Below are 17,550 nucleotides of genomic sequence, written 5' to 3' on the forward strand. Positions count from 1 at the left end.
GGCCCAGTGATGCTTTCCCGATGCTCGAACAGTACGTCAAGAAGATCCTCACCTCGCGCGTCTACGACGTCGCCGTCGAAACCCCGCTGCACAGCGCCGGCCAGCTGAGCAAACGCCTTGGCAACCAGGTCCTGCTCAAGCGCGAAGACCTGCAGCCGGTGTTCTCGTTCAAGATCCGCGGGGCGTACAACAAGCTGGCCCAGCTGAGCCCGGAGGAACTGGCCCGTGGCGTGGTCACTGCTTCGGCCGGCAACCATGCCCAGGGCGTGGCCCTGGCGGCGCGCGAGCTGGGCATCAAGGCCACCATCGTGATGCCCAAGACCACCCCCGAGATCAAGATCGAAGGGGTGCGCTCGCGCGGCGGCAAGGTCGTGCTGCATGGCGACTCGTTCCCCGAGGCACTGGCCTATTCGTTGAAGCTGGTCGAGGAAAAAGGCTTCGTCTACATCCACCCCTACGATGACCCGCACACCATCGCCGGGCAGGGCACCGTGGCCATGGAAATCCTGCGGCAGCACCCAGGCCGGCTGGACGCGATCTTCGTCCCGGTCGGCGGCGGTGGGCTGATCGCCGGTATCGCTGCCTACGTCAAATATCTGCGCCCGGAAATCAAGGTAATCGGCGTCGAGCCAGACGACTCCAATTGCCTGCAAGCGGCTATGGCCGCTGGTGAGCGGGTGGTGCTGCCGCAAGTCGGGCTGTTCGCCGATGGCGTGGCGGTGGCGCAGATCGGCCAGCACACGTTTGATATCTGCAAGCTCCATGTCGATCAAGTGGTTACCGTTAGTACTGACGAGATCTGTGCGGCAATCAAGGATATCTACGACGATACCCGCTCGATCACCGAACCTGCTGGCGCTTTGGGCGTTGCTGGGATCAAGAAGTACGTCGAGATGACCGGCGTGAACGGGCATACCCTGGTGGCTATCGACTCGGGCGCCAACGTCAACTTCGACCGCCTGCGTCACGTTGCAGAGCGCGCCGAGTTGGGCGAAAAGCGCGAGGCGATCATTGCCGTGACCATTCCGGAGCGTCCGGGCAGCTTCAAGGCCTTCTGCGAAGCCATCGGCAAACGCCAGATCACTGAGTTCAACTACCGCAAGCACACTTCGGACGAGGCGCACATCTTCGTCGGCGTGCAGACCCATCCGGAGAATGACCCGCGGGCTATGTTGGTTCAGCAGTTGATCGAGCAAGGCTTCCCGGTTACCGACCTGACTGACAACGAACTGGCCAAATTGCACATTCGCCACATGGTCGGTGGGCATTCGGCGGGCGCCAGTGATGAGATCGTGCTGCGCTTCGAATTCCCCGAGCGGCCGGGGGCGTTGTTCAACTTCCTCAACAAGCTCGGTGGGCGCTGGAATATCTCGATGTTCCATTACCGCAACCATGGTGCTGCCGATGGGCGGGTAGTGGCAGGGCTGCAAGTGCCGGAAGACGAGCGTCACCTGGTGCCAGCGGCATTGGCCAAGATCGGCTATCCGTATTGGGACGAGACCGAGAACCCGGCTTACCGGCTGTTTTTGGGCTGAGGGGCTAAGCTAGGCTTCAAAGGCCTCATCGCAAGGCAAGCCTGCTCCCACGCCAAGCCTGTGTAACGTGGGAGCGCTATCATGGGAGCGGGCTTGCCCCGCGATGAGGCCCGCAAGCCCAACCAAGGACTCAAGAATGGAATACCTGACTACCCTCAAGGCTGCCCACATCATCGCCACCGTGCTGCTGCTCGCCAGCGCCCTGGGCCTGGCGATCTGGACCTGGCGTGCACGTCGGCGCGGTGACGCCACGGTCTACGGCCAACTGCTGCGCCGCCCGCTGCTGTTCGTCTGGCTGTTGATGGGCGTGTGCCTGCTGAGCATGCCGTTCACCGGCTGGTGGCTGGTGCACCTGATCGGTTGGCCGCTGGGGCAGACCTGGGTGTTGGCCTCCAGCGTCATCTATACCTTTGGCGCGTTCAGTGCCTGGTGGTTGCTGGTGCGGCTGAACCGGCTGCGTCGGGCTGAGCCTACTGGGCTGCGCTTTACCCTGGCGTTGGCGGTGTTCAGTGGTGTGTGTTTTTTGTCCATCGCCGGGCTGATGGGCGCCAAGCCAGTCTGAGGTTGTAGCCGATCGCGGGGCAAGCCCGCTCCCACGCAAGCTTCGTAACCAGCGTGGCAGTGGGCTTGCCCCGCGATAGCTGTGATCAATCGCGCAGGGAAATAACCTGCCAGCCACGCTGCTGGGCATGGGCGCGCAGCTTTGGGTCTGGGTCTACCGCCACTGCATGCGTCACCTGCTCCAGTAGCGGCACATCGTTCATCGAGTCGCTATAGAAGTAGCTGTCCTCCAGGTCATAGCCATTCTCCAGCATCCAGCGCTTGAGCCGCGTCACTTTGCCTTCACGAAAGCACGGTATATCGGTACTACGCCCGGTGTAGCGCTCGCCCTCGCGTTCGCACTCGGTGGCCAGCAAGGTGCGCACACCCAGGCGCCGGGCAATGGGGGCGGTCACGAAACGGTTGGTCGCGGTGATGATGACCAGTTTGTCGCCCGCCTCGCGGTGCTGGCGCAGCAGGGCCAGGGCCTTGGGCAGGATGATCGGCTCGATGCAGTCGCGCATGAATTCGCGGTGCCATTGATCGAGCTGGGCCGGTTCGGTGGCGGCGAAGATTTCCATCGAGAAGGCCAGGTAGGCCTGTAGGTCCAGGGTGCCGTTGAGGTAATCCTGGTAGAACGCATCGTTGCGCTGCTTATAGGTGACAGGGTCAAGAATGCCCCGTTCGCACAGGTAGTCACCCCAGGCGTGATCGCTGTCGCCGCCGAGGAGGGTATTGTCCAGGTCGAATAAAGCCAGGCGCATCACGGTCACTCGCTTAAGGCACAGGGTGGCCCCGCAGAATACGGAGTTTTCACCTCGCTGCACATAAGCTTGGCGGGCGCGTTGCTGCGCTTGTGAGCTTTGTGGAACAATGCGGTGACATGCGTTTGCGAGGTTGCTGCCGTGATCGACCCGGATGGTTTTCGCCCTAATGTCGGCATCATTCTGACCAATGATGCCGGGCAGGTGCTATGGGCTCGGCGGATCAACCAGGATGCCTGGCAGTTTCCCCAGGGGGGCATCAACCCCGACGAAACGCCAGAAGACGCCCTGTACCGCGAGCTGAATGAAGAAGTCGGCCTTGAGCGCGACGATGTGGAAATTCTTGCCTGCACCCGTGGCTGGTTGCGTTATCGTTTACCCCAGCGTCTGGTGCGGACCCACAGCCAGCCGCTGTGCATCGGCCAGAAACAGAAATGGTTCCTGCTGCGCCTGGTCACCAACGAGCAGCGGGTACGGATGGACCTGACCGGTAAACCGGAGTTCGACGGCTGGCGCTGGGTCAGCTATTGGTATCCGCTGGGCCAGGTGGTGACATTCAAGCGCGAGGTCTACCGTCGCGCCCTGAAAGAGCTAGCACCGCGCCTGCTGACGCGCGACTGACGACGGAGTTCGACCCCGAGCCATGCTCAATACGCTGCGCAAGATCGTCCAGGAAGTGAACTCCGCCAAAGATCTCAAGACGGCGTTGGGGATCATTGTCTTGCGCGTCAAGGAAGCCATGGGCAGCCAGGTCTGCTCGGTCTACCTGCTCGACCCGGAAACCAACCGCTTCGTGCTGATGGCCACCGAGGGTCTGAACAAGCGCTCGATCGGCAAGGTCAGCATGGCGCCCAACGAGGGCCTGGTCGGCCTGGTCGGCACCCGCGAAGAGCCGCTGAACCTGGAAAATGCCGCCGATCACCCGCGTTACCGGTACTTTGCCGAAACCGGCGAAGAGCGCTTCGCCTCCTTCCTCGGCGCACCGATTATCCACCACCGGCGAGTGGTCGGGGTATTGGTCATCCAGCAGAAGGAGCGCCGCCAGTTCGATGAAGGTGAAGAAGCGTTTCTAGTCACCATGAGCGCTCAGCTCGCCGGGGTCATCGCCCATGCCGAGGCGACCGGCTCGATTCGCGGCCTGGGCCGCCAGGGCAAGGGCATCCAGGAGGCGCGCTTCGTCGGCGTGCCGGGTTCGCCCGGCGCTGCGGTCGGCCGCGCCGTGGTCATGTTGCCGCCGGCCGACCTGGAAGTGGTGCCTGATAAAGCCGTCGATGACATCGACGCCGAATTGAAACTGTTCAACAACGCCCTGGAAGGCGTGCGCGCCGACATGCGCAAGCTGTCGGCCAAGCTCGCCACCCAGCTGCGCCCGGAAGAGCGGGCGTTGTTCGACGTGTACCTGATGATGCTCGAAGACGCCGCCCTGGGTGGCGAAGTGGTCGAAGTCATCAAGACCGGCCAATGGGCCCAGGGCGCGCTGCGCCAAGTGGTGGGCGAGCACGTCAATCGCTTCGAACTGATGGACGACGACTACCTGCGAGAGCGCGCCTCGGACGTCAAAGACCTCGGCCGGCGCCTGCTGGCCTACCTGCAAGAGGCCCGCTCGCAGTCGCTGGTGTACGCCGAAAACACCATCCTGGTCAGCGAAGAGCTGACCCCGGCGATGCTCGGCGAAGTGCCGGAAGGCAAGCTGGCGGGCCTGGTTTCGGTACTCGGCTCGGGTAACTCGCACGTGGCGATTCTGGCCCGGGCGATGGGTATACCGACGGTCATGGGCCTGGTCGACCTGCCGTATTCGAAGGTCGACGGCATCGAGATGATCGTCGACGGCTACAAGGGCGAGGTGTTCACCAACCCCAGCGACGTGCTACGCAAGCAGTACAGCGACGTCGTCGAGGAGGAGCGCCAGCTGGCCCAGGGCCTGGACGCGCTGCGCGAGCTGCCTTGCGTGACCCCGGACGGCCACCGCATGCCGCTGTGGGTCAACACTGGCTTGCTCGCCGATGTCGCCCGCGCCCAGCAGCGCGGCGCCGAAGGCGTTGGCCTGTACCGCACCGAAGTGCCGTTCATGATCAACCAGCGCTTCCCCAGCGAAAAAGAACAGCTTGCGATCTACCGCGAACAACTGGCGGCGTTCCATCCGCTGCCGGTGACCATGCGTACCCTGGATATCGGCGGTGACAAATCGCTGTCGTACTTCCCGATCAAGGAAGAAAACCCCTTCCTCGGCTGGCGCGGTATCCGCGTGACGCTGGACCACCCGGAAATCTTCCTGGTGCAGACCCGCGCAATGCTCAAGGCCAGCGAAGGCCTGAACAACCTGCGCATCCTGCTGCCGATGATTTCCGGCATTCATGAGCTGGAAGAGGCACTGCACCTGATCCACCGGGCCTGGGGCGAGGTGCGCGACGAGGGCACCGACGTGCCGATGCCACCGGTTGGGGTGATGGTCGAGATTCCGGCTGCGGTTTACCAGACCAAGGAGCTGGCGCGGCAGGTGGACTTCCTTTCCGTCGGTTCCAACGACCTGACCCAGTACCTGCTGGCGGTCGACCGCAACAACCCGCGGGTTGCCGATTTGTATGACTACCTGCACCCCGCGGTGTTGCAGGCGGTGCAGACCGTGGTCCGTGATGCCCATGCCGAGGGCAAGCCGGTGAGTATCTGCGGCGAGATGGCCGGTGATCCGGCGGCGGCCATCCTGCTGATGGCGATGGGCTTCGACAGCCTGTCGATGAACGCCACCAACCTGCCGAAGGTGAAGTGGATGCTGCGCCAGGTCAATATGAGCAAGGCCAAGGAATTGCTCGCCGATGCCATGAGCCATGACAACCCGCAAGTTATCCACAGCTCACTGCAGCTGGCGCTGAAGAACCTGGGGCTGGCGCGAATGATCGGGCCTGGGGCGAACAAGACCCTCTGAATCAGCCTGGAAAGACATCGACTCGTGATCGACTCGTGATCGACTCGTGGGAGCGGGCTTGCCCCGCGATAGCTTCAAGTGGGTTCAACGACGCTATCGCGGGGCAAGCCCGCTCCTACGCAGCCCGCTCCCAACCAGCACATACCTCGCTGGGGTCTCAGATTGTCAGCTCGACTTCCCCCAGATGCCCGCCAAACGGCCCAAAGCTGCGCTCGACCATCCGCCGCCGGCCCTGCTTATCGACAATCAGCACCGTACTCGCCCGTGTCCCGTAGTTCTGGCTGGCGATAAACGCACTGGACAGCAGCCGCTCGGTCGCCAAGCCAACCCCGGTGTCCGGCAGCTCGGCATCCGCCGCAGGTTCGCCATCGGCAAGCAAGCCCAGCAGCCGCCTTGGGTCAGGATCATCCAGTAACCGCGCCAGCCCCTCACGGGTTTTCACCAGCTTCGGCCATGGCGTATCCAGCCCTGCGTTGGACAGCCCGTACACCCCAGGCTCCAGCAGGCGCGGCGCGGGCTCATGTGCGTGCAAGTAGCCCAGCCGCTCAGCATCGCCCACCAACAGATTGAACCCTGAATACTGGGCGCTGCGGCTGGCCACCTGATCCAGGTAAGCCTCGACCGCCAGGTCCCCTCGCAAGTACGCCGCCACCAGTTCGCCACGCGAGCGCGGGCCAAGCGGCTGGCGTGGGTCGCGGATATTGGTCAAAGCCGCAAAGCGCCCGCCCGGCCCGACACCCAGCCAAGTCCCGCCCGCTTCCAGGTCGCGCCCGGCATAGACGCCTGGCGCATCTTCCCAGGCCGCCAGCGCTTGTGTCGGGCGGGCGTGGAACTCATCGCGGTTAGCCGCGACGATCAGCGGCAGGGCATGCCCCGGCCGCCAGGCAAATACGATCAGGCACATAGGTTGGCCTCTGTGTTTTGCCTCACTCTACCCACTGGGGGGCGGTTGATCCATCCTGTCACAGTGTTCACCAGTGTCTGTCATAGAGTTCACTAGAGCCCAGACCCCGGCTTCCGTTACCATGCCGGATTGAATTTCAAGGGGTCGACGAATGGAGTTCGTACTCTATCTGCTGCTGGGCGCTTGCGCCGGCGTCCTGGCCGGGCTGTTCGGCGTGGGCGGCGGGATCATCATCGTGCCGGTGCTGGTGTTCAGTTTCACCTTGCAAGGCTTCGATCCCTCGGTGCTGACCCACCTGGCCGTGGGCACCTCACTGGCGACCATCGTCTTCACCTCGATCAATGCCGTGCGTGAGCATCAGCGCAAGGGCGCGGTGCGCTGGCCGATCTTCGCCTGGATGACCCTGGGCATCCTCATCGGTGCCGGCATCGGTGCCAAGACCGCCTCGCTGATCCAGGGGCCGATGCTGCAGAAGATCATCGGTGTGTTCGCCCTGGTGATCGCCGTGCAGATGGCCCTGGACCTAAAGCCCAAAGCCAGTCGCGGCATCCCTGGCAAACCTGGGTTGACCGGCGCCGGGGTGGTGATCGGCTGGGCCTCGGCGATCTTCGGTATCGGTGGTGGCTCGCTGACCGTGCCGTTCCTGACCTGGCGCAGCCTGCCCATGCAGCAGGCGGTGGCAACGTCCTCGGCCTGTGGCCTGCCGATCGCCCTGGCCAGCGCCTTGAGCTTCATGCTACTGGGCTGGCACGAAAGCCACCTGCCGGCGCACAGCCTGGGCTATGTGTACCTGCCGGCGCTGCTCGGCATCGCCGTGACCAGCATGTTCTTCGCCCGCTACGGCGCGCGGTTGGCACACAAGCTGTCGCCGCGCCTGCTTAAACGTCTGTTCGCCGCGCTGCTGTTTTGCGTCGGGCTTAGCTTCCTGATTTGATCGAGAGGAACCGCAATGCTGCCTTACCCGCAGATCGACCCCGTCGCCGTAGCGCTCGGGCCGCTGAAAATTCACTGGTACGGCCTGATGTACCTGATCGGCATCGGTGGCGCCTGGCTGTTGGCCTCGCGCCGGCTGAACCGCTTCGATGCCACCTGGAGCCGGGAGAAACTCTCCGACCTGGTGTTCTGGTTGTCGATGGGGGTGATCGTCGGTGGACGCCTGGGCTACGTGCTGTTCTATGACCTGCAGGCCTACCTGGCCAACCCGACGCTGATCTTCGAGGTGTGGAAAGGCGGCATGTCGTTCCACGGCGGCTTCATCGGCGTGATGCTGGCGGCGCTGTGGTTCGGCAAGCGCAACAACAAGTCGTTCTTCGAGCTGATGGACTTCGTCGCCCCGTTGGTGCCGATTGGTCTGGGGGCCGGGCGCATTGGCAACTTCATCAATGCCGAGCTGTGGGGCAAGGCCACCGACGTGCCTTGGGCGATGGTCTTCCCGCCGTTCAGCGACCCGGCGCAGTTGCCGCGTCACCCGTCGCAGCTGTACCAGTTCGCCCTGGAAGGTGTGGCATTATTCGTCATCCTTTGGCTGTACTCGCGCAAGCCGCGCCCGACCATGGCCGTTTCCGGCATGTTCGCGCTGTTCTACGGCATCTTCCGCTTCATCGTCGAATTCGTGCGGGTACCCGATGCCCAGCTTGGCTACATTGCCTTCGGCTGGTTGACCATGGGTCAGTTGCTCTGCGTGCCGATGATCGCTGCGGGCATCTTCTTGATCTGGTGGGCCTACAACCGTAAACCAACGGCCAAGGCCACCGTCTGATTTTCACGGCAGGGGCGATCCCCCTGCCGTTCTTGTTACAGGTAAGCCATGAAACAGTATCTAGATCTGGTCCGCGACGTTATCGAAAACGGTACCCTGCAGGGTAACCGTACCGGCATCCGCACCATCAGCCTGCCCGGCGCCATGCTGCGCTTCGACCTGCAGAAGGGCTTCCCGGCCATCACCACCCGCAAGCTGGCGTTCAAGTCGGCGATTGGCGAGATGGTCGGCTTCCTGCGTGGGGTGAAGAACGCCGGTGAGTTCCGCGAACTGGGCTGCAAGGTCTGGGACCAGAACGCCAACGAGAACGCCCAGTGGCTGGCCAACCCGTTCCGCCAGGGGCATGACGACCTCGGCGAGATCTACGGTGTGCAGTGGCGCCAGTGGCCAGGTTACAAGCGCGTGCCGCTGAGCAACCCGGCCGCCATCGAGATGGCTGAGCAGCAGGGCTTTCGCAAGATTGCCCAGGACGAGGAAGACGGCCAGGCGTTCGTCATCCTCTACAAGGCCATCGACCAGGTGCGCCAGTGCCTGGACACCATCGCCAACGATCCAGGCAGCCGGCGCATCCTGTTCCACGGCTGGAACTGCGCCCAGCTCGATGAAATGGCCCTGCCGCCGTGCCATCTGCTGTACCAGTTCCACCCCAATGTCGAGACCAAGGAAATCTCCCTGACCCTCTACATCCGCTCCAACGACCTGGGCCTGGGCACGCCGTTCAACCTCACCGAAGGCGCCGCGTTGCTGTCGCTGTTCGGTCGCCTGACCGGCTACACCCCGCGCTGGTTCACCTACTTCATCGGCGATGCCCATGTGTACGAGAACCACCTGGACATGCTCAACGAGCAGCTCAAGCGCGAGCCGCTGGCGGCGCCGAAGCTGGTGATCAGTGATCGCGTGCCGGAGTTTGCCAAGACCGGCAAGTATGAGCCTGAGTGGTTGGAGAAGATCGAGCCGAGTGATTTCAGCCTGGAAGGGTATGAGCACCATGCGCCGATGACTGCGCCGATGGCGGTCTGATCCAACAATTTTTGGGCCGCTTTGCGGCCCATCGCAGGCGACCCCGAAGCTAATGCCCGTGGCTGCGCCCCACATGTGAATGCTCGGTTTCCGGCACCGATACCGCCCCATTCACTTCCAACTGCTGCAAGATCGCGCACTCAGCCCCTGGTGCCGTGCAGCGTTGGCGCAACTCCACCAACTGCGCCTGCAATGCCATCAAGCCGTCGATGCGCGCCTGCACGTGCTCGATATGTTCATCGATCAAGGCATTGACGTTGCCGCATTGGCCTTGCGGACTATCGCGCAGGCGCAGCAGGCTGCGGATCTCATCGAGGGTCATGTCCAGTGTTCGGCAATTGCGGATGAAGGTCAGCCGCTCGACATGCGCCTGGGTATACAGCCGGTAGTTGCCCTCGCTACGGGCGGGCTCTGGCAGCAGTTGCTCGCGTTCGTAGTAGCGAATGGTCTCAACGGCGCAATCGGTGGCGTTGGCCAGTTCTCCGATCTTCATGACGAATCTCCCACAGATGGCTTGACCCTATAGTGGCTACAGGGTGTTCACTTGGCAACAGGCTCCCTTTAAGGACGAATCCATGAACCAGCCTGTCAGCCCCGATCACTCGCACGACCATGCCCATGCCCACGACCATGAGCATGGCGGCAAAGCTTCTTGCCACGACACCCACGCGCACAGCTGCTGTGGCTCTGCTGCTGCGCCAGCCTTGGTGCAACTGACCGAGAAGGCTAGCAGCTATGCGCAGCTCAGCCGCTTCCGCATCCAGGCCATGGACTGCCCTACCGAGCAGACCCTGATCCAGGACAAGCTGGGCAAGATGGCCGGCGTCGAGCAGCTGGAGTTCAACCTGATCAACCGGGTGCTCGGTGTGCGTCACACCTTGAGCGGCACCACCGCAATCGAGCACGCCATCGCTAGCCTTGGTATGCAGGCCGAACCGCTGACCGATGCCGACGAAGGCGCCCCGGCCCCCGCAGCCAAGACCCGTTGGTGGCCGCTGGCGCTGTCCGGGGTGGCGGCGATCGCTGCCGAGGTGGTGCATTTCACTGCGCTTGCGCCTGGTTGGCTGGTCGCTGTGCTGGCGCTGGCGGCGATCCTTGGCTGTGGCCTGGGCACTTACAAAAAGGGCTGGATCGCCCTGAAAAATCGCAATCTCAACATCAATGCGCTGATGAGCATCGCCGTGACCGGCGCCGTGCTGATCGGCCAATGGCCGGAAGCGGCCATGGTCATGGTGCTGTTCACCGTTGCCGAGCTGATCGAAGCGCGCTCGCTCGACCGCGCCCGCAACGCGATCAGTGGCCTGATGCAGCTCAGCCCGGACATGGCCACCGTGCAGCAGGCGGACGGCCAGTGGCGTGAGGTCGATGTCCGTGAGGTGACCCTCGGTGCGTTGGTGCGGGTACGTCCCGGCGAGCGGATCGGTCTGGATGGCGAGGTGGTCAATGGCCAATCTAGCGTCGATCAGGCGCCGATCACCGGCGAAAGCCTGCCTGTGGAGAAAAACAAAGGCGATAAGTTGTTCGCTGGCACCATCAACCAGGAGGGGGCGCTGGAGTATCAGGTGAGCGCTGCAGCCGGGCAGTCGACCCTGGCGCGCATCATCAAGGCCGTGGAAGAGGCCCAGGGCGCGCGCGCTCCGACCCAGCGCTTCGTCGATCGCTTCTCGCGCATCTACACCCCGGTGGTGTTCGCCGTTGCGCTGGCTGTGGCGATTATCCCGCCACTGTTCATGGCGGGTGCCTGGTTCGACTGGATCTACCGCGCCCTGGTGCTGCTGGTGGTGGCCTGCCCCTGTGCATTGGTGATCTCCACGCCGGTGACCATCGTCAGTGGCCTGGCCGCTGCTGCGCGCAAGGGCATTCTGATCAAGGGCGGCGTCTACCTCGAAGGGGGGCGCAAGCTGGACTTCCTTGCCCTGGACAAGACCGGCACGATCACCCATGGCAAGCCGGTGCAGACCGACTTCAAGCTGCTTGAGCCGCTGTTCGAAGGGCGTGCGCAAGCGTTGGCGGCAACCCTGGGCGAACGTTCAGATCACCCGGTTTCGCGTGCCATTGCCCGGTTCGGCAAGGAACAGGGTACGGCGCTGAGCGAGGTCAGCGCGTTCGCCGCATTGGCTGGGCGTGGCGTGCGTGGCGAGATCGACGGGGAGCTGTATCACCTGGGCAACCATCGCCTGGTCGAGGAGCTGGGGTTGTGCTCGCCTGAACTGGAAGCCGAGCTCGATGCATTGGAGCGCCAGGGGAAAACCGTGGTGCTGCTGCTTGACCGCAGCGGCCCGTTGGCGTTGTTCGCCGTCGCCGACACGGTCAAGGACAGCAGCCGTCAGGCCATCGCCGAGTTGCATGAGCTGGGCATCAAGACGGTCATGCTCACCGGCGACAATCCGCACACCGCCCAGGCGATTGCTGCCCAGGTCGGTATCGACCGAGCTGAAGGCAATTTGCTGCCCAGCGACAAGCTCAACACCATCGAGTCGCTGTACGCCGAAGGACACCGGGTCGGCATGGTCGGCGACGGGATCAACGATGCGCCGGCCCTGGCGCGGGCCGAAATTGGCTTTGCCATGGCCGCAGCGGGCACCGACACTGCGATCGAGACCGCCGATGTGGCGCTGATGGACGATGACTTGCGCAAAATCCCGGCCTTCGTCAGGCTGTCGCGGCAAAGTGCGGCGATCCTCACCCAGAACATCGTGTTGGCGTTGGGGATCAAAGCGATTTTCCTGGCGATCACCTTTGCCGGCATGGCCACTATGTGGATGGCGGTGTTCGCCGACATGGGCGTCAGCCTGTTGGTGGTGTTCAACGGCCTGCGCCTTTTGCGCAAATAAGGAACCTGCATGCTGAGTGCCGAGCTCAAAGCCTTCTACATGGTGGCCCGCCTGGGCAGCATTACCTTGGCGGCGAAGAAGCTCGGGCTCAGCCAGCCGACGGTGACCACGCAGATTCGCAACCTGGAAAGCCAGTATGCGGTGGAGCTGTTCTACCGCGGCGGTCGGCGCCTGGTGTTGAGCGAGGAGGGCGCGCGGCTGTTGCCGATGGTCAAGGCCTTGCTGCAGCAGGAAGCCGACATCGAATTCGAGCTGCGCAACAGTGGCCAGGCCCAGGGCAGTTTGCGCATTGCCGCGACGGCGCCGTACTACATCCTCGATCTGGTGAAGATCTTCCGCGAGCGCCTGCCGCAAGTGGACGTGGCGGTGGAGATCGGCAACTCCCAGCAGGTGCTGGAGATGCTCGAAGACTATCGGGTGGACATTGCTGCGTCATCGCAGCTGCTCGAAGATGCGCGCCTGATTCGCCGCGTGCTTGGCACTGATCCGCTGGTGGTGGCGGTGCACCGCAATCATTCGTTGGCTAACCGCCAGGTGGTGGCCATCGACGCCTTGGCCGGGCATTGCCTGCTGATGCGCGAGCAGGGCTCGACCACTCGCAAGCTGACCGAGCAGATGCTCGCCGATGCTGGGGTCAAGATCGGTGCGTTGCTGGAAATTGGCAGCCGCGAGTCGATTCGCGAGGCGGTGTTGCGCAACATTGGCATCAGCATCATTGCCCGCCATGAGGTGCCGCATAACCCTGAACTGCGGGTGCTGATGCTGGAGAATGCGCCGGTGATGCATGAGTACCTGTACTGCCTGAAGGAGCGGCGCCAGGCCAGGTTGCCGGCGGCGTTCCTCGGGGTGGCGCAAGAGGTGGCGGGGCTGTAGGCGATGCCGCGCCAACGGGGCGTCTGCGAGCTACACGGGCCTCGTGGGAGCGGGCTTGCCCCGCGATGACGTCCTTGTGCTCACCATCGCCATCGCGGGGCAAGCCCGCTCCCACGCAATCGCGCCGGCGGTCGACACTGAACGTGGCCACTACAAAATCCACCAATACCACTATCACCCGCTTTTGCCCTAAAGCCACATAACCTTCGCATTGGGTTCCTAGCATGGCCTGCATCTCTTCGACGAGGCCCTGTCATGACCCACGCCATCGCCACCCCAGGCGCACAGATGAAAGTGCGCGGTATCCACAAGCGCTTCGGCGCGTTTACCGCGCTCAACGATGTCTCCCTCGATATCGCCGCTGGCGAGCTGGTCTGCCTGCTCGGCCCGTCGGGCTGCGGCAAGACCACCCTGCTGCGCTGCATCGCCGGGCTCGAACGGCAGGACCGTGGGGCGCTGTACATCGGTGCTCGGGACATCTCCGAGCTGCCACCGCAGGCGCGTGACTACGGCATCCTGTTCCAGTCCTACGCGTTGTTCCCCAACCTCACGGTCGAAGCCAACATTGCCTACGGCCTGACCGGCTCCGGCCGCGAGCAGGCCCGCCAGCGCGTGGCCGAGATGCTCGAACTGGTTGGCCTGCTGGGCAGCGAGAAGAAATACCCCGGGCAGCTTTCCGGTGGCCAACAGCAGCGCGTGGCCCTGGCCCGCGCCCTGGCTCCGGCACCTTCGTTGCTGCTGCTCGACGAGCCAATGTCGGCGCTGGATGCGCGCGTTCGCGAGCATCTGTGCACTGAGCTACGCCAATTGCAGCGCCAGCTCGGCATTACCACCTTGATGGTTACCCACAACCAGGACGAGGCCATGCTGATGGCCGACCGCATCGCCGTGATGAACAACGGCCAGGTCGAGCAGTACGCCACACCGCAAGAAATCTACGACAAACCCGCGACGCCGTTCGTCGCAGAGTTCGTCGGTCAGGGCAACTGGCTGCCGTTCCAGCGCAGCGGCGACAGCCATGCCCAGGTTGGCGGGATGAGCATGCGCCTGGGGCCAAACGCGGCCCGCGCCAGCAGCGGTCGGCTGTTCTGCCGCCCGGAGGCGATCACGGTCAACCCGCTGGTGCATGAGGAAAACCTGTTCGCGGCCAAGGTCCAGGAGATCACCTTCCTCGGCAACCGCTGCCGAATGAGCTTCGAGCTGAAAACCCTGCCAGGGCATACCCTGCTCGCGGAAATTGCCCCAGAAGCCATGCCGCGCCTGGGTTCGCAAGACATCTGGGTGGCCCTGCCACCACAGAGCCTGCAGGTGTTTGCCTGAGATGGCCGCGCCAATCTCCTTGCCGCTCAAGCAAGCCAAGGCGGCGCCGGGCAAGGGCGTCGCCTTGGGTGACCGGTTGTTCGTGGTCGGCGGCAAGAGCCTGCTGCTGGTTCTGCTCGTACTGGCGGTACTGATGCCGCTGCTGGCGATCTTCTGGCGAGGTTTGAGCGCTGACGCAGGCCAAGGAGGCGGCCTGCTGGCGGCGCGCGAGCTGTTTGCCAGCGACAACTTCCACTGGCTGCTCGGCAACAGTTTGTCGGTGGCATGCACGGTGGCGGTCATCGTCATCCCGCTGGCCTATCTGTTCGCCTACGCCTTGCAGCGCACGCTGATCCCCGGCAAAGGCCTGTGGCGAGGGGTTTCCCTGCTGCCGCTGCTGGCGCCGTCGATGCTGCCGGCCATCGCCCTGGTCTATCTGTTCGGTAACCAAGGCCTGCTGCGCGGGCTGCTTAGCGACAATATCTATGGCTTCTGGGGCATCGTCCTGGGTGAGGCCATCTACACCTTTCCGCATGCCCTGATGATTCTGCTGTCGGCGCTGTCACTGGCTGATGCGCGTTTGTTCGATGCAGCATCGAGCATGGGCGCAGGCCCGGTGCGGGCGTTTTTCAGCATCACCTGGCCGGCCACGCGTCAGGCGGTGTTCGCCGCGTTCTGCCTGGTGTTCACCCTGACCATCACCGACTTTGGCGTGCCAGTCGTCGTTGGCGGCGATTATCAGGTGCTGGCGCTGGAGGCCTACAAGGCGGTGGTCGGCCAGCAACAGTTCGGCCGTGGCGCGTTGATTGGCATGGTCCTGCTGGTGCCAGCGCTGCTGAGCTTTACTGTCGATGCCTGGCTGCGCCGGCGTCAGGGCGAGGCGCTGAGTGGCCGTGCGCAGGTGTTCGAGCCCAAGCCATCGCGGCTGCGTGACGGCGTGTTCCTGGCTATCGTGCTGCTGATCTGTGTGGTGCTGCTGGCGGTCGTCGGCATGGCGGTGTACTCGTCGCTGGTCAAATTCTGGCCGTACAACCTGTCGCTGTCGCTCAAGCACTACAGGTTCGAGGACACCGCTGGCGGCGGTTGGCTGGCCTACCGCAACAGCGTGACCATGGCCTTGTGCACGGCGTTGATCGGCAGCGTGGTGATCTTCGCTGGTGCCTACTTGATGGAGAAGACCCAAGGCCAGCGCCTGCTCAACCAATCGCTGCGGCTGCTGAGCTTCATTCCGATGGCGGTGCCGGGCTTGGTCCTGGGCCTGGGCTACGTGTTCTTCTTCAATCTCAACGGCAACCCGCTGCATGTGTTCTACGGCAGCATGGCGCTGCTGGTGGTGTGCACCATCGCCCACTACCTGACTACCGCGCAGATGACCGCGACCACCGCCCTACGCCAGCTCGACGGCGAGTTCGAGGCGGCAGCGCTGTCGCTCAAGGCGCCGCTGTATCGGCATTTCTTGCGGGTGACCGTGCCGATCTGCCTGCCAGCGCTGCTGGACATCATCCGCTACCTGTTCGTCTCCGCGATGACCACGGTGTCGGCGGCGATCTTCCTCTACAGCCCCGACACCATCCTCGCGGCCGTCGCCGTGCTGAACATGGACGACGCCGGCAACGTCGGCGGCGCTGCTGCCATGTCGACCCTGATCCTGCTAACCAGTGCGACCGCCTCATTGCTGCTAGCCGCAGCTTCCCGCGGCCTGCTGCGCCGCTCCCAGGCCTGGCGCCAACGCGCGCCCGGCCATTGACCGACTGCCAACCCTGAAAGGAACCGCAACATGTTCAAGCCCTTTGCACTTGCCGCTGCCGTATCCGCTGTATTCAGCCTGCAGGCTACGGCCGCCGGAACCCAGCTGACGGTCTACACCGCCCTGGAGGCCGAGCAGCTCAAGAGCTACAAGCAAGCCTTCGAAAAGGCCAACCCGGACATCGAGATCAAGTGGGTGCGCGATTCCACCGGCATCATCACCGCCAAGCTGCTGGCGGAAAAAGACCGCCCGCAGGCCGACGCCGTGTGGGGGCTGGCGGCCTCCAGCCTGGCCATTCTCGACCAGCACCAGATGCTTGACGCCTATGCGCCAAAAGACCTGGAGAAGATCTCCAAAAACTACCGCGACGCCGCCAACCCGCCAGCCTGGGTGGGCATGGACGTGTGGGCCGCGACTATCTGCTTCAACACCGTCGAGGCCGAAAAGCAGGGCCTGAGCAAGCCCGTCAGCTGGCAGGACCTGACCAAGCCTGAGTACAAAGGCAAGATCGTCATGCCCAACCCGGCCTCCTCCGGCACCGGCTTCCTGGACGTCAGCGCCTGGCTGCAAACCTTTGGCGAGCCGCAGGGCTGGGCCTACATGGATGGGCTGCACCAGAACATCGGCCAGTATGTGCATTCCGGCTCCAAGCCCTGCAAGCTGGCAGCCTCGGGTGAATTCCCGATTGGTATTTCCTTCGAGTACCCGGCGGTGCAGCTCAAGCGCCAAGGGGCACCGCTGGACATCATCCTGCCCAAAGAAGGTCTAGGCTGGGAAATCGAAGCGACTGCAGTGATCAAGGGCACGCCGAAGGCAGAGGCGGCCAAGCGTCTGGCTGACTTCTCCGCAAGCCCTGCGGCAATGGAGCTGTACAAAGAAAACTTCGCAGTGCTGGCTGCGCCAGGAATCGCCAAGCCACAGACCGAGCTGCCAGCGGACTACGAGCAGCGCTTGATCAAGAATGACTTTGCCTGGGCTTCGAAGAACCGCGACCAGATCCTGGCTGAATGGCGCAAGCGCTATGACGGCAAGTCGGAGAAAGTGGCCCAGCAGTAAAGGTGCCTGGGGCCGCAAAGCGGCCCCAATAACCAATTGCCCAGGAAGATGTTCGAGCTGAGTGATGGCCTCGCCGATGTAGTTGTCGGCGCCGTGCTGTGGGATGAGCAGGCCAAGGAGGTGGGCGTGCCGGTGATCGATTTGCAGGTGTTGAAGGGCAAGGCGTTGGCGTCGCTGTTAAAGGGTGGGTGCTGCTGCTGGCCTCTTCGCGGGCAAGCCCGCTCCCACAGGTACCCCGGTGACTCCGAACTCAGCGCGGCACCTGTGGGAGCGGGCTTGCCCGCGAAGAGGCCCGA

At 63.6% G+C, this 17,550-nt stretch carries 15 protein-coding genes; 12 read left to right on the plus strand and 3 right to left on the minus strand.

Annotation, left to right across the window (positions count from 1 at the left end; all coding sequences use genetic code 11):
* Nucleotides 1-20: 20 nt before the first annotated feature.
* Both ilvA and ACI2JX_RS17715 read left to right on the plus strand, forming a co-directional pair.
* Nucleotides 21-1,535: a threonine ammonia-lyase, biosynthetic gene (ilvA, locus tag ACI2JX_RS17710; RefSeq protein WP_404690635.1), complete on the plus strand. Its 1,515-nt coding sequence runs from the start codon at nucleotides 21-23 to the stop codon at nucleotides 1,533-1,535.
* Between the two features lie 136 nt (nucleotides 1,536-1,671).
* On the plus strand, nucleotides 1,672-2,097 hold the full coding sequence (locus ACI2JX_RS17715) for a DUF2269 domain-containing protein (protein WP_264235729.1): 426 nt from the start codon (nucleotides 1,672-1,674) through the stop codon (nucleotides 2,095-2,097).
* 85 nt (nucleotides 2,098-2,182) lie between these two features.
* Here ACI2JX_RS17715 and ACI2JX_RS17720 read toward each other — a convergent pair whose 3' ends face one another.
* Entirely contained in the window at nucleotides 2,183-2,839 is a 657-nt protein-coding gene (locus ACI2JX_RS17720) for an HAD family hydrolase (protein ID WP_404690636.1), read from the minus strand.
* 141 nt (nucleotides 2,840-2,980) lie between these two features.
* On the opposite strand from ACI2JX_RS17720, the gene ACI2JX_RS17725 reads away from it, so the two are divergent.
* Both ACI2JX_RS17725 and ptsP read left to right on the plus strand, forming a co-directional pair.
* A complete protein-coding gene (locus tag ACI2JX_RS17725; RefSeq protein ID WP_186555901.1) occupies nucleotides 2,981-3,460 on the plus strand; it encodes an RNA pyrophosphohydrolase in 480 nt (159 codons plus the stop codon).
* Between the two features lie 22 nt (nucleotides 3,461-3,482).
* The gene (gene ptsP / locus ACI2JX_RS17730; protein ID WP_368971710.1) at nucleotides 3,483-5,762 is read left to right on the plus strand and encodes a phosphoenolpyruvate--protein phosphotransferase; all 2,280 of its coding nucleotides are present in this window, start codon (nucleotides 3,483-3,485) and stop codon (nucleotides 5,760-5,762) included.
* A gap of 157 nt (nucleotides 5,763-5,919) precedes the next feature.
* On the opposite strand, the gene ACI2JX_RS17735 is transcribed toward ptsP, so the two are convergent.
* A complete protein-coding gene (locus ACI2JX_RS17735; protein WP_404690637.1) occupies nucleotides 5,920-6,666 on the minus strand; it encodes an NRDE family protein in 747 nt (248 codons plus the stop codon).
* A 151-nt stretch (nucleotides 6,667-6,817) separates the two neighbouring features.
* On the opposite strand from ACI2JX_RS17735, the gene ACI2JX_RS17740 reads away from it, so the two are divergent.
* From ACI2JX_RS17740 to ACI2JX_RS17750, 3 genes are read left to right on the plus strand one after another with little or no spacing between them, the layout of a single operon-like run.
* Nucleotides 6,818-7,600, plus strand: a complete 783-nt coding sequence (locus ACI2JX_RS17740; RefSeq protein ID WP_186555904.1) for a sulfite exporter TauE/SafE family protein — start codon at nucleotides 6,818-6,820, stop codon at nucleotides 7,598-7,600.
* Nucleotides 7,601-7,615: 15 nt separating this feature from the next.
* The gene (lgt, locus tag ACI2JX_RS17745) at nucleotides 7,616-8,425 is read left to right on the plus strand and encodes a prolipoprotein diacylglyceryl transferase (RefSeq protein WP_186555905.1); all 810 of its coding nucleotides are present in this window, start codon (nucleotides 7,616-7,618) and stop codon (nucleotides 8,423-8,425) included.
* A 48-nt stretch (nucleotides 8,426-8,473) separates the two neighbouring features.
* The gene (locus ACI2JX_RS17750) at nucleotides 8,474-9,445 is read left to right on the plus strand and encodes a thymidylate synthase (protein ID WP_404690638.1); all 972 of its coding nucleotides are present in this window, start codon (nucleotides 8,474-8,476) and stop codon (nucleotides 9,443-9,445) included.
* A 49-nt stretch (nucleotides 9,446-9,494) separates the two neighbouring features.
* Here the strand turns inward: ACI2JX_RS17750 and cadR are convergent, their stop codons facing one another.
* Nucleotides 9,495-9,938, minus strand: a complete 444-nt coding sequence (cadR, locus tag ACI2JX_RS17755; RefSeq protein WP_404690639.1) for a Cd(II)/Pb(II)-responsive transcriptional regulator — start codon at nucleotides 9,936-9,938, stop codon at nucleotides 9,495-9,497.
* Between the two features lie 82 nt (nucleotides 9,939-10,020).
* Here cadR and ACI2JX_RS17760 point away from each other — a divergent pair, with 82 nt between their 5' ends.
* From ACI2JX_RS17760 to ACI2JX_RS17780, 5 genes are all read left to right on the plus strand, one after another.
* On the plus strand, nucleotides 10,021-12,279 hold the full coding sequence (locus ACI2JX_RS17760) for a heavy metal translocating P-type ATPase (protein ID WP_404690640.1): 2,259 nt from the start codon (nucleotides 10,021-10,023) through the stop codon (nucleotides 12,277-12,279).
* Between the two features lie 9 nt (nucleotides 12,280-12,288).
* Entirely contained in the window at nucleotides 12,289-13,152 is an 864-nt protein-coding gene (locus ACI2JX_RS17765) for a LysR family transcriptional regulator (RefSeq protein WP_368971706.1), read from the plus strand.
* Between the two features lie 255 nt (nucleotides 13,153-13,407).
* Nucleotides 13,408-14,472 carry a putative 2-aminoethylphosphonate ABC transporter ATP-binding protein gene (locus tag ACI2JX_RS17770; RefSeq protein ID WP_404690641.1) on the plus strand — a complete coding sequence of 355 codons (1,065 nt, stop codon included), beginning with the start codon at nucleotides 13,408-13,410 and terminating at the stop codon, nucleotides 14,470-14,472.
* Nucleotide 14,473: 1 nt separating this feature from the next.
* Nucleotides 14,474-16,198, plus strand: coding sequence for a putative 2-aminoethylphosphonate ABC transporter permease subunit (locus ACI2JX_RS17775; RefSeq protein WP_404690642.1), 1,725 nt, complete (start codon nucleotides 14,474-14,476; stop codon nucleotides 16,196-16,198).
* Between the two features lie 30 nt (nucleotides 16,199-16,228).
* Nucleotides 16,229-17,254, plus strand: a complete 1,026-nt coding sequence (locus tag ACI2JX_RS17780) for a putative 2-aminoethylphosphonate ABC transporter substrate-binding protein (RefSeq protein ID WP_264235718.1) — start codon at nucleotides 16,229-16,231, stop codon at nucleotides 17,252-17,254.
* The last annotated feature ends 296 nt before the right edge of the window (nucleotides 17,255-17,550 follow it).

Origin of the sequence: Pseudomonas sp. NPDC088890 (genome assembly GCF_044900155.1) — a bacterium.
Classification (GTDB): domain Bacteria; phylum Pseudomonadota; class Gammaproteobacteria; order Pseudomonadales; family Pseudomonadaceae; genus Aquipseudomonas; species Aquipseudomonas urmiensis.

Bases quoted from the DNA above. Each gene is read 5' to 3' on its own strand.
- ilvA (WP_404690635.1), top strand. From the start codon at position 21: ATGCTCGAACAGTACGTCAAGAAGATCCTCACCTCGCGCGTCTACGAC.
- ACI2JX_RS17715 (WP_264235729.1), top strand. From the start codon at position 1,672: ATGGAATACCTGACTACCCTCAAGGCTGCCCACATCATCGCCACCGTG.
- ACI2JX_RS17720 (WP_404690636.1), bottom strand. From the start codon at position 2,839: ATGCGCCTGGCTTTATTCGACCTGGACAATACCCTCCTCGGCGGCGAC.
- ptsP (WP_368971710.1), top strand. From the start codon at position 3,483: ATGCTCAATACGCTGCGCAAGATCGTCCAGGAAGTGAACTCCGCCAAA.
- ACI2JX_RS17735 (WP_404690637.1), bottom strand. From the start codon at position 6,666: ATGTGCCTGATCGTATTTGCCTGGCGGCCGGGGCATGCCCTGCCGCTG.
- ACI2JX_RS17740 (WP_186555904.1), top strand. From the start codon at position 6,818: ATGGAGTTCGTACTCTATCTGCTGCTGGGCGCTTGCGCCGGCGTCCTG.
- lgt (WP_186555905.1), top strand. From the start codon at position 7,616: ATGCTGCCTTACCCGCAGATCGACCCCGTCGCCGTAGCGCTCGGGCCG.
- ACI2JX_RS17750 (WP_404690638.1), top strand. From the start codon at position 8,474: ATGAAACAGTATCTAGATCTGGTCCGCGACGTTATCGAAAACGGTACC.
- cadR (WP_404690639.1), bottom strand. From the start codon at position 9,938: ATGAAGATCGGAGAACTGGCCAACGCCACCGATTGCGCCGTTGAGACC.
- ACI2JX_RS17760 (WP_404690640.1), top strand. From the start codon at position 10,021: ATGAACCAGCCTGTCAGCCCCGATCACTCGCACGACCATGCCCATGCC.
- ACI2JX_RS17765 (WP_368971706.1), top strand. From the start codon at position 12,289: ATGCTGAGTGCCGAGCTCAAAGCCTTCTACATGGTGGCCCGCCTGGGC.
- ACI2JX_RS17770 (WP_404690641.1), top strand. From the start codon at position 13,408: ATGACCCACGCCATCGCCACCCCAGGCGCACAGATGAAAGTGCGCGGT.
- ACI2JX_RS17775 (WP_404690642.1), top strand. From the start codon at position 14,474: ATGGCCGCGCCAATCTCCTTGCCGCTCAAGCAAGCCAAGGCGGCGCCG.
- ACI2JX_RS17780 (WP_264235718.1), top strand. From the start codon at position 16,229: ATGTTCAAGCCCTTTGCACTTGCCGCTGCCGTATCCGCTGTATTCAGC.